Genomic DNA, 14,170 nt, shown 5'->3' on the forward strand with positions numbered 1-14,170 from the left:
CGAGAGATCAGTCAGCTTTTATGACCTTTCCGAGCACCACCGCGCACCGGTGCCCGCGCACCAGTTCCGTCAGGTCCGCCACGAGCTGGTCGCGGCCGAAGAAGACCGCCGCGTCGCCCGGCTCGAACCGGGCCAGCCCCCGGTACGGGGATTCCCGGGCGTCCTGGTCCTCGTGGGGCAGCGCCGCCAGTTCGCCGGCGGCGGCCTGCCGGCGCTTCTCCCACTCGTCCGGGTCCCCGCCGCACGCCGTGACGTACGCCCGGGTCAGCTCCGCCGACGGCAGCCGTTCACCCGCCGCCGCCCGGGACAGCGCCGCCGCCGAATACGGGGTGCGCTGTGCCATCGAGCGGTACGTCGGCCCGCCGGCCTCGGCCCGCAGGGCCCGTAACTCCACCGCGAACCGCTGGACCGGCCCCGCCTCCGGATCGATCGGGTTCTCCGGACGTCCCATCCCCTGTTCCCCCTCTACCGCATCGGCGCCGTCCCCTCGCGCCGCATCCCCACGGTAGGACCCGGCCCGTGCGGCGGCCAGGCGGCGCGTCGGCGCGCACGCACATTGATTACCTGCACGAACAGGGGCTGCTCACCAATTCCGCGGCGGCTGGAATCGGTGTCCGGCGGCACCGCTGCGGCACGCCGCACAGCGCCGGCCGGCCGTGTCCTGGCCGTCCGCGCCGCCGCCGGTCCGCACATCCGTACACGACATCCCGTACCCGAAGGAGCGCTCATGACCGAGCCCGTGGAGACGCCGCCCTACCCGGTGGGCGGTGCGGGGATCTTCGACGTCGACCCCGACCAGGCCGGCGTCAGCCAGGACCCCGATGACGCGGTGACCGGAGACGTCCAGTCCCTTCCCGAAGACGTGGAGTTCTGACATGGGCAACGTTCAGGGCATGCTCGCCGAAGCCCGCAAGCTGCTGGGCACCACCGAGCACCCGCCCGGTTCCAATCGCAACGTGATCACCAGGTGGTACGGCTTCACCGGCCCGTGGTGCGACATGGCCGTCAGCTACGCCGCCGCCCACTCCGACAACCTCGCGGCGATCGGCGGCAAGTTCGCCCTCACCACCGCCCACGCCCGCGCCTTCCAGCGCAAGGGCCGCTGGCACTACGGCATCGGCGGGATCCGCCCGGGCGACATCGTGTTCTTCGACTGGTCCGGCTCCCGCTCCATCGGGGCCATCGACCACGTCGGCATCGTCGAGGCGGTGCACTCCAACCGCACCATCACGACCTTGGAGGGCAACACCTCCAACGCCTTCCGCCGCAGGCTGCGCAGCTCCGCCTGCATAGTGGGCTACGGCCGTCCCGCCTACACGGGGGGCAGCGCGCCGTTGCCGTCCGGGGACGGCATCCTGCGACTGGGCTCGAAGGGGCAGGCCGTCAAGACCCTGCAGAAGAACCTCAACACCGTGCAGAAGGCCGGGCTCACCGCGGACGGCGAGTTCGGGCCGGCCACGCAGAAGGCGGTGAAGACCTTCCAGGCCGCCCACCACCTGAAGGTGGACGGCGAGTACGGCCCGCAGTCGGCGGCGATGATGAAGGCCGCGCTGGCCGGGAAGAAGGCACCGATCCGCCCGAAGGCCCTCGTCGCCGCTCCCGCGGCGCTGGAGGTCGACGGGATCTTCGGCCCGGCGACCTGCGCGGCACTGCAGCGCACCCTCAACAGCCGGGACAAGGCGGGCCTGGAGGTCGACGGGGCGTTCGGCCCGCTCACCATCACCGCGCTCCAGCGCTGTCTGAAGGTCACGGCGGACGGCGTCGTGGGACCCAAGACGGTCGCCGCCCTGCAGAACCACCTGGCCACCCCGGCGAACGGGGAGTGGGACGCGGCGACCACCCGCGCCCTGCAGAAGGCCCTGAACTCCGGCTCGTTCTGACCGGACGGCACGCGGACCGGAGGACCGTCACGGGGGGCGGCCTTCCGGTCCCGCTCGATGGGGACGGGCAGCGCCCGTCCCCATCCGTCCGTCCCCCTCAGCTCTCCCTCACGGACCAGGAGAACCGCACATGAGCACCTCCGAGGACACCTCCGGCACGGCCGCGGCGGCGACCTACCAGGTGGCGATCACCGAACAGCGCACCGGCCGGATCCTCCTCTTCGACCGCAACGCCCAGTGGACCGACGCCAATGTCCGGTGGAGCTTCAGCACGGGCAACGCCCCCGGCTGGGACCACCCCTTCGAGATCCGCTTCCGGGACACCCGGCGCTACGGCATGATCGCGCTGATGACGTTCGGCCGCCCCGGCGAGGGCCGTGCCGCGATCGTCAACGTGACCTCGAAGGCGCATCTGACCCGGGCCGACCTGCTGTGGTCGGCGCGCATCACCAGCTACCCGCACTGCATCGAGCGCGTGCCCGACGCCGGCACGGTCGTGGTCGCGGGGTCACGGGACCGGCTGCACGTCTTCGGGCCGTCCAGCAGCGACCCGGCGACCCTGAAGGAGGTGCAGACCCTCGAGTTCACCAAGGCCCACGCCGTCCTGTGGGACGACCAGAACAAGCTGCTGTGGGTGACCGGCGGCACGGTCGTGCGCAGCTACCGCGTGACCGGATCGATGCGCGACTCCCGCCTGGTCAAGCACGGCCCGGACATCAAGATCGCCGGCAACGGCCACGACCTCCAGCCGGACTACAGCCGGCCCGGCACCCTGCTGGTCGCCGACAGCGGCCACGTCTACTCCCTCGACAAGGCGACCCGCGCCCTCACCACCGTCGCCTCGCTGCCCCACCCCAAGTCCTACGTACGCCACGCGAACGGTCAGGCCATGTGGACCACCGACCCCAACGCGGAGGACTCCGTGTGGGGCGGCCCCACCGTCCACTTCTCCGCGGGCGGCGACCGGACCCGTCCCGGCGCCCAGATCTACAAGGCCCGGCTGTACACGGCGCAGTTCCACTGAGACCGGCCGGGGCCGGGAAGGCCCGCCGTCGGCCTTGCGAGCGCGCACCACACCCGACGGCGTTGACAATACATACGTCCGACCGCACTCTTTGGTTATGGTTACGACCTTCACCGAGGAGACCGATCCCTTCTGCCTCGCCACTCTCGACGCCGCGGCGATGCTGTTCGACGCCCCCTGGCAGCGCTACGCCGTGATCGGGGACAGCCTCTCGGCAGGGACGGGGGACAAGAGCGCCGGCTACGGCGACCGGGGCTGGTCCGATCGCGTCGCGCACATCCTGCGGCAGGTGCGGCCCGGGCTGGCCTACCTGAACACGGCGGTGAACGGCGCGACGACTCTCGCCACCCTCACCCATCAGGCCGACGCGATGCGGGAGTTCGCCCCGGACCTGCTGCACCTCCCCTGCGGCGCCAACGATCTCCTGCGCCGCGCACCGGATTTCGGGAAGATCGAGCGGAACCTGCGCACGCTGTACGACCTGGCGGCGGCCACGGGTGCGCTGCTGACGACCTTCACCCTGGGGCGCTCCTACGTCGTGCCGGTCTTCCCCGACTGGACGGAGCGTGTGCTCACCCTCAACGGCCTCGTCCGCGTCCTCGCCGGCGAGTACGGCGCCGTGGTCGTCGACATGTGGGACCACCCCGTCAACTCCCGGGAGAACCTGCTGAGCGCGGACCGCGTCCACTTCTCCACGTCGGGCCAGGCCGTCATGGCCGGCGAGATGGTCCGGGCGCTGGCCGCCGCCCTGGCGCACCGCACGCCCTGAACGCCGGTCCGTTCACGCCGCGCGCCCGCACCCGAGTACGATCGACCGTATGGACACTGGGGCACGTACGTTCGCCATGCGCGCGGACGCGGTGTCGGTCACCGACAAACGCCTGCTCAAAGGGGCGCGGACGCGTGAGGCCGCGCTGCGTCGCGCGGTCGACATCGCCTCGGTCGACGGACTGGACGACGTGAGCTTCGGCCGTCTCGCGACCGATACGGGCATGAGCAAGGCGGGTATCCAGACCCTCTTCAGGTCCAAGGAGGTGCTCCAGCTCGCGACCGTCGAGTACGCGCGCGACATGTTCATCGACGCGGTCGTCCGCCCGGCGCGGAACGCCGCTCCCGGAGCCGCCCGGCTGCGCTCCCTGATCGAGCACTGGATCGAGTACGCGAGGACACCGCTGTTCGAGGGCGGCTGCTTCCGCGTCGCGAACATGGCCCGTTTCGACAGCAGGCCCGGACCGGTCCGCGACGCCCTCCTTCGCCACCAGCGGGAATGGCTCGGCGCCATCGGCGAGGAACTGCGGACCGCCGTCGGGTCCCACGAGATCGCGGAACTCGACATCGACCTCGCGGTCTTCCAGATCGATTCCGTGCTCTGCGCGGCCAACACGGCCCTGCGGCTGGGACACGAGGATGTCATCGCCAAGGTCCGCCGCACCGTGGAAGACCTCCTGAAGGCGGCCTGAGCGTTCCTCGCGCCGGGCCGTACGCGGCAACGGCCCGGCACCTCGGGGGAATCACTCCCCGAAGGCGCCGGCCCGCCCACTCCGTGCCATCACGGCTTCGCCGGCGGCGCCTTCGGCAGGAGGAACACCAGCAGGGCCGCGAGCGCAGCGACGGCGCAGGCCGTCAGGGACGTCAGCGCGAACGCGTGCCCCGCCGCGTGCACCCGGTCCCCCGAGGCGGCACCGGTGCGGAAGGTGCGGAAGAACACCGCCCCGACGATCGCCACGCCCAGCGCGGCACCGACCTGCTGAGCCGTGGACAGCGATCCGGAGGCCATCCCCGCGGTCCGCGGATCGATCCGCGCCAGGACCGTATTGAGCAGCGGGGTGATCAGCAATCCGCCCCCTACGCTCTGCAGCATCAGGGTCGGGATGACGAGCAGGGGCGTCAGTCGCGGGCCGGACAGCAGGACCACGGCGGTCGTCAGATAGCCGGCCGAGAGGACGACCGCACCGGTCTCCAGTACGCGGCGGCCGTACTTGGGCACGAGCCGCCCGGCGATCAGACCGCAGACGAAGAAGGTCACCGCCGCCGGCGCGTAGACCAGCCCCGCGCCGAGGGCCGACATGCCCAGCCCGTCCTGCATCGAGACGGACAGCGCCAGATAGTACGAGGTCAGCAGCGCGTACACGGCGAGGACCAGGACGATCCCGAGCGAGAACGAGCGCTGGGCGAAGAGTGACGGCTTGAGCAGTGGCTCACCGCCGCGCCGGTCGACCGCTCGCTCGAGCACGACGAAGAGCGCGAACGCCAGGGCGCTCGCCGCGAAGCAGGTCCACGTCCACCAGGGCCAGCCCGCGTCCCGGCCCTGGATGAGCGGGTAGGTGAGCAGCAGCAGGGCCGCGCCGAGGACCAGAACGCCGGGCACGTCGAGCTTGCGGGTCCGCTCCGCCCGCGACTCCGGTACGTGCGCGAGGGCCAGCAGAATGGTGGCGATACCGATGGGGATGTTCACCCAGAACACCGAACGCCAGCCGGATCCGAGGAGATCCGCGCCGATCAGGAGGCCGCCGACCACCTGACCGCCGACCGAGGCCAGCCCCATGACGACCCCGAGGACGCCGAAGACACGGTGCCGGTTCCGCGCCGGGACGGTCAGCGTGATGACGGTGAAGACCTGCGGCACCATCAGGGCCGCGCCCAGGCCCTGGACGATGCGGGCACCGATGAGCACGCCCGGACCGCCGGCCACGGCACAGGCGAGGGACGAGAGCGTGAAGACCGCCGTCCCGGTCGTGAAGACGCGCCTGCGCCCGTAGAGGTCCGCGAGCCGGCCTCCGGTGATCAGGACGACGGCGTAGCTCAACTGGTAACCGGCGAGGACCCATTGCAGCTCGCCCGCGGTCGCCCCGAGCTCGGCCTGAATGGCCGGACCGGCCACGACGACGATGAACGAGTCCAGGATCGCCATGAACATACCGATCATGACGGTCGACAGCGTGCCCCAGGGCACCGCGTCCTCTGGACCCGGCCGCGCGCCGGGCGCGGCCTTGGTGGTGGGGCTGGCATTCGACACGTGGGGCATCCCTTTCGCGGCAAGGCGCAACCGGCTCGGCGACTCCGAGCCCCACAAAGAATACGTACGACCGCATGCTTACTTCAATCGACTTCTCCTCCTTTCCCGATCCGGGCGCCACACCTGCCGGCGCTTCCTCCCGTGGCGTGACGGCGACCGGCGGATCGAGGCGAACCGACCCGCCTCGCGGCTCAGCGGTCGCCCGTCGCCCGGCAGTCGTCTCCCGTCTCGGGCGCCCCTCCGTCGAGTGCCGACGGGCCGAGGAGGGTCGTGATGACCGACCGGAGGTATTTCTCCAGCTTTTCGTCCGGCGCCGACTGGAGCGCCGGGGGGCGGATCTCCGTGAGGACGAGACTGGTGCCGAGCATCCAGGCCGCCAGGAGTTCCGCCCTCAGCTCGGCGTCGGGGCCGCCGAGGCGGGCCGCCAGGCGCGTGGAGAACACCTCGCTGAAATCCGCCCGGAGCCGCGCGACCGCCTCGCCCTTGCCGGAGGAGCGCAGCACCGAGAGCACCGGGTGGGTGAACTCCCCGTCCTTCGGCGCCCCCAGGAGCATGGCGCACAACCAGTCGGGTATGGCCTCCACCGGCTCCTGGAGCAGGGGCTCGAATATCTTGCCGGCGCCCGTCACATCGTTGAACAGCGCTTCCTTCGAGCCGAAGTAACGGTAGACGAGAGCCGCGTCCACACCCACGTCACCCGCGATGTCGCGCACGCTGGTGCCCTCGTATCCGTACTTGCCGAACCGGAAGGCCGCGGCGGTCCTCAGCGCCGCGCGCGTGGCCGTGGCCGAACGCCTCCGGGCGGGCCGGTCGGCCACCGCTTCAGACGCCTCGCCGTTCTGTACTCCCGTCACGTCACCAAACCTCCATCGTCAGGCGGCCCGCCCGCCAACGGCCCATGTTCCAGCCTGCGGCTGCTGGCTCAAAGTCACCGATCGTTGTCACCAATCGTTGACTTGTGTTCGCTCCACATGCCATACCTGGAACGGGTCAACGATTGATGACTTCGTTTCCTCTCCCTCCCAGGGCCGTACGACGGCGTCGGCCCGTTCCGGGTCGCCCGCACGGCGCGGCGGCGCGCGCCCCCCACCGCGCGCCGCCGAGGCCGCCGGCGCGGGCCCCGTCGACCGGAAATGGTGATCTTCTGTGCCTTCTCAACGCGTCGCCGTGGTCGGCACCGGTTACGTCGGACTGACCACCGGTGCCTGTCTCGCCTCCCTCGGCCATACGGTGGTGTGCGCGGACGCCGACCCCCGCAAGGTGGAGCGGCTGCGCGCGGCCCGGGTGGACATCCTGGAGCCCGGCCTGCCCGAGACCGTCCGGGACGCCCTGGAGGCGGGCCGGCTGGAGTTCACCGAGGACACCGCGGCGGCCGTCGCGGAGGCCGAGGTGGTCTTCCTGTGCCTGCCCACCCCCATGGGCGCGGGCGGCGCCGCCGACCTAGCCGCCGTGGAGGCCGTCGCGGAACAGATACGTGACGTACTGCCGCCCGGCTGTGTGGTCGTCAACAAGTCGACCGTGCCCGTGGGCACCAGTGAGCGCGTCGCCGAGCTGCTCGGGCGCGCCGACGTGGCCGTCGTCAGCAACCCCGAGTTCCTGCGCGAGGGCCGCGCCGTCCACGACTTCCTGCACCCCGACCGGATAGTGATCGGCGCCGCCCGCCGGGACGCCGCCCGCCGGGTGGCCGCGCTGTACGCCGCGCTGGACGCGCCGTTGGTGCTCACCGACCCGGCGAGCGCCGAACTGACCAAGTACGCGGCGAACTTCTTCCTCGCGATGAAGCTGTCCTTCGCCAACAACCTCGCCACCGCCTGCGAGCGCTTCGGCGCCGACATCGGCGATGTCACCGAGGGCATCGGGCGGGACCCGCGCATCGGCTCCTCCTTCCTGCTGCCCGGACCCGGCTGGGGCGGCTCCTGCCTGCCGAAGGACACCCACGCCCTGCTCACCGTGTGCGAGCAGGCCGGGGTCGACTTCCCGCTGCTGCGGGCCACGATCGACACCAACGTCACCCATCAGCGCCGGCTCGTCGAGCGGATCGCCGCCGCGTGCGGGCGCGGCCCGGACGGCTCGCTGCACGGCGTACGGCTCGCCCTGTACGGGCTGACGTTCAAGGCCGGCACCTCCGACCTGCGCGACTCGCCCGCGCTCGCCGTCGCCCGGCTGCTGCGCGAGCGGGGTGCCGAACTCACCGCCTACGACCCGGCGTTGTGCGAGGAGCAGCCCGACCTGAGCGATCTGGCCGAGCTCGCCGACGACCCGGTGCGGGCGGCGGAGGGAGCCGTGGCCTGTGTCGTCCTCACCGAGTGGCCGCAGCTGCGCGACCTCGACTGGGCGGCGATCGCGGCGCGCATGACGGGCCACGAGGTCCACGACTTCCGCAACCTGCTGGACCCGGACCGGCTCGCCCGGGCCGGGCTGAGCTGGCAGGGCATCGGACGCGCGAGCGCACCGGCGCGGGTGGCGTGAACCGGGAGCACCCGGCCGGCGCCGTGACCGTGCGCGCCTGACGCACCGTCCGGCACCGTCTTCCCCGTCCGCCCGCGTGTCCCACATGTGCGCGGGTGTGTGCCGCTGGTCGCAGGTCACCGACCCGGCGCCTGACGCCCCCCTTCGACTGCCACCGCCGAAACTCCACGAGAGAAAGGCCCACCCCCCATGCGAGTCCTGTGCACCACGCTCGGCAGTCCCTCGCACGGCCGTGCTCAACTGCCCCTGCTGCGCGCCCTCTCCAAGGCCGGGCACCGGGTTCTGGTGGTCACCACCGAGGCCCTGGCCCCCGTGTTCCACGACGACGACGTGGAAGTCCGTCCCGTCTTACCGCAGTTCGACCCGGTCGCCGTGCTCACCCCGCACCTCGGCGAACTCCAGGACGGCGCCGCCCTGTCCCTGTCCTCGCCGGTCCTGCCGCGCCTGCTGACGCGGGCCCTGGCCGGGACGGCCGTCAAGCCGCACCTGGACGTCCTCGCCCCCATCGCCCGGGACTTCCAGCCCGACCTGATCCTGCGGGACGGCATGGACATGGCCGCGGTGCTCACCGCCGAGCAGCTGGGCGTGCCGCAGCTGCCGACGCCCTCCGGGTTCTCCAACACCATCGAGCCCGAAGAGGTACTGTCCCCGCTCAACGAACGGCGCCGGGAGCTCGGGCTGCCCGAGCGGGACGATCCGCTGTCCCTCGTGGCGCACGGCCGCGTCGACTACGTACCGCCCGCCTACTCCTTCTCCCGGAACCTGCCGCCTACGCTGTCGTACCGCCAGACCGTGGACGTCGAGCGGCACCAGGTGCTGCCCGAGTGGGTCGTCGAACTGCCCACGGACCGGCCCCTGGTGTACGCCGCGATCGGCACCGCCCTGCCGATGGTGCGCGAGCATCTGGGGGCCGGGGCCAACCCGTTGCCGGTGGAGATGCCCGATGCCACCGAGAGTCTGGAGGCGATCCTGGGGGCGGCGGCCGAGCTGGACGACTGCACGGTGATCGTGTCGACCTCCGGGCTTCCGGTGGACACCGAGGGGCTGCCCGGGCACGTCCGCGTGACCGAGCGGGTGCCGCAGCCGCTGCTGCTGGAGGCGGTGGACCTGTTCCTCACCCACGGCGGCTTCAACAGCGTCCGCGAGGCCCTGCGCACCGGCACCCCGCTGGCGGTGATGCCGCACTTCGGGGATCAGCACACCAACGCGGAGCGCGTGGTCGAGCTGGGCCTGGGCGGTCACATCACCGACCGCAGCGCGCGAGGCATCACCGACATGTGCCGGACGCTGCTCACCGACCCCGCGCCCAGGGCGCGGATGCGGGCGGCCCGGCTGGCGATGCTGACGCTGCCGGACATCGAGCAGGCGGTCGGCGACCTGGAGCGGATCGCCGGGTAACTTCCCTGGTCCCCCCAACACGGGGGCCGTCCCCACGGCACGGGCGCGGCCCCCGGCACCGACCCCTCTAGGACGACATGTGACCTCCTCCGAAACCCGACGGCAGAACGCGGCCGAGGACGCGCCCGTGCGGCTCGGCCACCGGCAGATCACCACGGTGATGTCCGGACTGGTACTGGGCATGTTCCTGGGAGCGCTGGACCAGACGGTGGTCGCGTCCGCGCTGCGGACCATCGCCGACGACCTGCACGGGCTGACGGCGCAGGCGTGGGCGACCACCGCGTACCTCATCACCGCCACCCTCGCGACCCCGCTGTACGGCAAGCTCTCCGACATCCACGGCCGGCGGCCCGTGTACCTCGCCGCGATCGGCCTGTTCACGGTCGGCTCGCTGCTGTGCGGATGCGCCACGTCCATCTACGAACTGGCGGCGTTCCGGGCCGTGCAGGGGCTCGGGGGCGGCGGGCTGATGTCGTTGGCCATGACGATCATCGCCGACATCACCACACCGCGCGAACGGGGCCGCTACCAGGGTTACTTCATGGCCGTGTTCGGCGGCGCCAGCATCGTCGGCCCACTGGCGGGCGGAGCCCTCGCGGACCGGGAAACGCTGCTGGGCATCGACGGCTGGCGCTGGATCTTCCTGCTCAACGTGCCGCTCGCGGCCGTGGCGGCCGTGGCGATCGTCCGCGTCCTGCGGTTCCCGCACCGGCGGGTGCGGCACCGGCTCGACTACCGCGGGGCCCTCGCGCTGGCCGTGGGGATCGTGCCCCTGCTGACCGTCGCCGAGCAGGGCCGCAGCTGGGGCTGGGGTTCGCCCTTGGCGCTGCTGATGTACGCCGTGGGCGCGCTGGGACTCGTCGCCTTCGTCGTGGTGGAGCGCCGGATGGGTGCGGCCGCGCTGCTGCCACCGCGGCTGTTCCGCATCCGGGCCTTCCGGCTGGGTGTCGGGCTGCACTTCGTCGTCGGCATCGGCATGTTCGGCGCGATGACGACACTGCCGCTGTATCTCCAGCTCGTTCGCGGCATGAACCCCATGGAGGCGGGGCTCGCCACCCTTCCCACGGTCGCCGCGAACCTCGCCGTGACATTGCTGGTGGGCCGGCTGATCGCGCGCACCGGCCGCTTCAAGGTCCATCTCGTCGCCGGCATAGGCTCGTTCACCGCCGCGATGCTCGTGTTCGCGACCCTGCGCGTGGACAGCCCGCTGTGGCAGGCGGCCCTCGGCATGGCCCTGATGGGTGCGGGGCTCGGCGCCTCGATGCAGACGCTCACCACGCTCGCGCAGTCCGAGGTGCCCCGTACGGACATGGGCGCGGCGACGGCCTCGGTCAACTTCTTCCGTTCCAACGGCGGTACGGTGGGCACCGCGGCCTTCTTGTCCATCCTGTTCTCCACGGCGGGCGGCCGCATCGCCGAGCGGCTGGCCGAGGCCCGCCGTGACCCGGCGTACCGCCGTGTGCTGGCACAGCCCGACAACGCGCACGCCCTGGCGGGTGTGCTGCGCCCCGGCGGCGGTGTCGACCTGGAGGACTCGGCCTTCCTGCGGTCTCTCGACCGGAGTGCCGCGCTGCCGTTCCTTGAGGGGTACACAGCGTCGATGCGGCTCGTCTTCCTCACCGGTGCCGCGGTGGCCCTGGTCGCCTTCCTGATCGCGGCCTGGCGGGTGCCGAACCTGACGCTCGCCGACGAGTGACCCCGGTGGCCACAGGCCATGCCCCGGCACCGCCGCCGGGTGCCGGGGCATGGCGAGGCCGCGGCACCCGGCCGGGCCGTAGCCGGGCCGCGGAGTTCAGCCGGGGCTGGTCCGGAACCGGCGCCGGTAGTCGGTGGGCGTGGTGTCGAGCCGGCGGCGGAAGGCCCTGACGAGCGTGTCGACGGTGCCGAACCCGCAAGCGGTCGCGACCCGTTCGAGGGTGGCGTCGGTGGTCTCCAGCTGGTTGCGGGCCCGTTCGACGCGTACCGATTCGATGTAGGCGTACGGTGTCGTGCCCAGCTCGTTCTTGAAGATCCGGGTGAGCTGCCGCTCGCTGACGTGGGCGTGGTCGGCGAGTTGCGCGACGGTGAGCGGTTCGGCGATGTGGCGCAGGATGTAGTGGCGGAGCACCTCGATGCGCCGGGTCGCGGCGACCTGTTCCAGCGGGACGCTGAACTGGCTCTGCCCGCCCGGCCGTTTCAGATACATGACCAGTTGCCGGGCGACGCGCAGCGCGACGGCTTCGCCGAGGTCCTCGGCGATGAGCGCGAGTGACAGATCGAGGCAGGCGCTGATGCCCGCGCCGGTCCACACGTTGCCCTCGCGGATGAAGATCGGGTCGGAGTCGACCTCGACCGCGGGATGGTCGGCGGCGAGCTGCTGGGCGGTCGACCAGTGCGTGGTGGCGCGCTTGCCGTCGAGGAGCCCGGACGCGGCGAGGATGTGGGCCCCGACGCAGACGGAGGTGACCCTCCGGGTCCGGGGCGCGAGCTGTCTGACCCGTTCGACCACGACCGGATCGACCAGCGCGTGCACGCGCCGGTGTCCGTCGACCTCGACCGCGCCCGGCACGACGAGCGTGTCGATGCTCCGTTCCGCCACCTCGTCGAAGGTGACATCGGGCAGGACCCGGACCCCGGCGGCGGTGACGGTGGGAGCCAGGGTCTCGGCGGCCAGGACCACCTGGTAGCCCGCCGCGTCCTCCGTCTCGCGCCGGGCGAGGGAGAACACCTCCGGTGGTCCCGTGACATCGAGCAGGTCGACGCCTTCGAACAGGACGATGACGATCAGTCGTTCAACGATGTGCACTAGCTCCCCCGGCCGGCAACGTCGATGTCTGTTTCTGCATGCTAGACGACATTGCCGACGCGTGTGCCGGGCCGTAGCGTCATAGGTGCAGGTCAACGCAGCGAACGCGCTTCATCCCATTCCCATCACCGAACCTTCCCCCTACCGGAGTTCCCCCCGACTCCTGTTTCCCCCCGCCCTGAACTCCCCCCACGCCCCCCACCTGAACTCCCCCCACGCCTTTCCCCCCAACCCCACGGAACACCGAACTCACTATGGAAAGACGGGGCATGGCAACTCGTAGAGGATTTCTGGGTACCGTTTCGGCAGCAGGGGCGGCCACCTTCCTCACCCAGACGCAGACGGCCACCAGCGCGTCGGCCGCACCGGCGGCGACCGACGAGGGGGCTGCACGGAACGCGATCCGCAACGTCAACGCCGGGATGCGCGCCAATTACGCGTCTCTCAAGGCCGAGCTGGTCAAGCATCTGAGCCCGGTCATCGTCGTCCAGAACAACGCGGTCGGCGGACGTTTCACTCTCATCAACAACGGAGTCCAGGTCGAGACGGTCGACCCGGTTCCGGAGTACTTCGAACTGGCCAAGTCCATCGCCCACGTTCCGCTGGGCATCTACTCGGTGATCGCCGCCTATCTCAGCGACCAGGTGCCGAACATCCCCAACGCCGACCGCATCGACCCGCACGACCTGGACATGGTCGCGTTCAAGTCCCCGGGCGACAAGGGCTGGATCACTCCGCTGAACAGCTTCCGGACCACGCTGAGTTCGGCGCTCACGAAGCTGCCCACCGCGAACCTCCCGGTGGATCTGGACGACTCCTGCAACACGATCCTGTCGGAGGCCGTCAAGTTCATCGACACCATCGTCAAGGCGCAGTCCTTCGACATGGTGGCGTACAACCGGTTCGCCGCGACCGTCTACCCGTCGATCCGCGTCAACATGACCTTCGCGGCCACCGCGCAGATCACCGGCATCGAGACGCTGATGAAGCGGTGGCGCACGCTGCTCGGCGAGGCGGCGTGGAGCGACCTGTACGTCACGGTGCTGTCGATCTGGACGACGTCCGAACTCAACCAGGCGTCCATCATCATCCGCCGCACCATGAACCAGGCGAAGGTCGACACCCACCTGATCGACCTGCCCACCGTGGAGACCCCCTCGGACCCGATCGCGGTGGCCCTGGACAACCTGGCGCGCATCGTGCAGGACAACGTCGCGGCCGAGATGGTGTTCAACACCGACCTCAAGGTCGCCGACGCCCTCAAGGGCAAGGAGGACCTGCTGTCGGACGAGATCCTCCAGCAGGTCGGCGGAACGGCCCCGGCCGCGAAGACCGCCGCGTTCGGCGCGGCGGCGGCCGCCGCGACCTGCCCCATCACCGGGCACACCGCGTCGGTCTGACACGGGACCACTCCGGTCCTGACCGGCGGAGTCCCACTGGGACCACCCTGGTCCTCGCCGGCGGCGCCCCGGTAGCGCCTGAACCATGACCGATCCGTGCCGCCTCCCGTTCATGCGACCGGGCTCCAGCCCTCGGGAGGCGGCACGGCTCGTCGGTTTCCGTCCGGGGACATGTGTGCGGGCTCCCGCCGACCGCGG

General features: G+C 71.3%; 13 protein-coding genes. 9 read left to right on the forward strand and 4 right to left on the reverse strand.

Annotated elements, in window-relative coordinates:
* Nucleotides 1–7: 7 nt before the first annotated feature.
* A complete protein-coding gene (locus tag H5J33_RS08570; protein WP_181794279.1) occupies nucleotides 8–451 on the reverse strand; it encodes a helix-turn-helix domain-containing protein in 444 nt (147 codons plus the stop codon).
* A 276-nt stretch (nucleotides 452–727) separates the two neighbouring features.
* Here H5J33_RS08570 and H5J33_RS08575 point away from each other — a divergent pair, with 276 nt between their 5' ends.
* The 5 genes from H5J33_RS08575 to H5J33_RS08595 all read left to right on the forward strand — a co-directional run bounded on the left by H5J33_RS08575 (nucleotide 728) and on the right by H5J33_RS08595 (nucleotide 4,364).
* A complete protein-coding gene (locus H5J33_RS08575) occupies nucleotides 728–874 on the forward strand; it encodes a hypothetical protein (protein ID WP_181794280.1) in 147 nt (48 codons plus the stop codon).
* Nucleotide 875: 1 nt separating this feature from the next.
* A complete protein-coding gene (locus H5J33_RS08580; protein ID WP_181794281.1) occupies nucleotides 876–1,880 on the forward strand; it encodes a peptidoglycan-binding protein in 1,005 nt (334 codons plus the stop codon).
* Between the two features lie 130 nt (nucleotides 1,881–2,010).
* Nucleotides 2,011–2,904 carry a DUF6528 family protein gene (locus H5J33_RS08585; protein WP_181794282.1) on the forward strand — a complete coding sequence of 298 codons (894 nt, stop codon included), beginning with the start codon at nucleotides 2,011–2,013 and terminating at the stop codon, nucleotides 2,902–2,904.
* Nucleotides 2,905–3,001: 97 nt separating this feature from the next.
* Nucleotides 3,002–3,673 (forward strand): SGNH/GDSL hydrolase family protein, encoded by a 672-nt coding sequence (locus H5J33_RS08590; protein ID WP_181794283.1) that lies wholly within the window; start codon nucleotides 3,002–3,004, stop codon nucleotides 3,671–3,673.
* A 49-nt stretch (nucleotides 3,674–3,722) separates the two neighbouring features.
* Complete coding sequence (locus tag H5J33_RS08595) at nucleotides 3,723–4,364, forward strand: TetR/AcrR family transcriptional regulator (RefSeq protein WP_181794284.1); 642 nt, start codon at nucleotides 3,723–3,725, stop codon at nucleotides 4,362–4,364.
* 89 nt (nucleotides 4,365–4,453) lie between these two features.
* On the opposite strand, the gene H5J33_RS08600 is transcribed toward H5J33_RS08595, so the two are convergent.
* Nucleotides 4,454–5,920, reverse strand: coding sequence for an MFS transporter (locus H5J33_RS08600; RefSeq protein ID WP_309485361.1), 1,467 nt, complete (start codon nucleotides 5,918–5,920; stop codon nucleotides 4,454–4,456).
* 191 nt (nucleotides 5,921–6,111) lie between these two features.
* Entirely contained in the window at nucleotides 6,112–6,774 is a 663-nt protein-coding gene (locus H5J33_RS08605; protein WP_181794286.1) for a TetR family transcriptional regulator, read from the reverse strand.
* Nucleotides 6,775–7,066: 292 nt separating this feature from the next.
* On the opposite strand from H5J33_RS08605, the gene H5J33_RS08610 reads away from it, so the two are divergent.
* The 3 genes from H5J33_RS08610 (at nucleotide 7,067) to H5J33_RS08620 (ending at nucleotide 11,483) form a co-directional block, all read left to right on the forward strand.
* Nucleotides 7,067–8,389, forward strand: coding sequence for a UDP-glucose/GDP-mannose dehydrogenase family protein (locus tag H5J33_RS08610; protein WP_181794287.1), 1,323 nt, complete (start codon nucleotides 7,067–7,069; stop codon nucleotides 8,387–8,389).
* A gap of 189 nt (nucleotides 8,390–8,578) precedes the next feature.
* Nucleotides 8,579–9,787 (forward strand): glycosyltransferase, encoded by a 1,209-nt coding sequence (locus H5J33_RS08615; protein ID WP_181794288.1) that lies wholly within the window; start codon nucleotides 8,579–8,581, stop codon nucleotides 9,785–9,787.
* 79 nt (nucleotides 9,788–9,866) lie between these two features.
* On the forward strand, nucleotides 9,867–11,483 hold the full coding sequence (locus H5J33_RS08620) for an MDR family MFS transporter (protein WP_181794289.1): 1,617 nt from the start codon (nucleotides 9,867–9,869) through the stop codon (nucleotides 11,481–11,483).
* Between the two features lie 96 nt (nucleotides 11,484–11,579).
* Here H5J33_RS08620 and H5J33_RS08625 read toward each other — a convergent pair whose 3' ends face one another.
* Nucleotides 11,580–12,572 (reverse strand): DJ-1/PfpI family protein, encoded by a 993-nt coding sequence (locus H5J33_RS08625; protein ID WP_181794290.1) that lies wholly within the window; start codon nucleotides 12,570–12,572, stop codon nucleotides 11,580–11,582.
* 269 nt (nucleotides 12,573–12,841) lie between these two features.
* On the opposite strand from H5J33_RS08625, the gene H5J33_RS08630 reads away from it, so the two are divergent.
* Nucleotides 12,842–13,972 carry a hypothetical protein gene (locus H5J33_RS08630; protein WP_258564965.1) on the forward strand — a complete coding sequence of 377 codons (1,131 nt, stop codon included), beginning with the start codon at nucleotides 12,842–12,844 and terminating at the stop codon, nucleotides 13,970–13,972.
* Nucleotides 13,973–14,170 lie beyond the last annotated feature (198 nt).

This window comes from Streptomyces sp. WELS2, from assembly GCF_013870595.1.
In the GTDB taxonomy this organism is placed as follows: domain Bacteria; phylum Actinomycetota; class Actinomycetes; order Streptomycetales; family Streptomycetaceae; genus Streptomyces.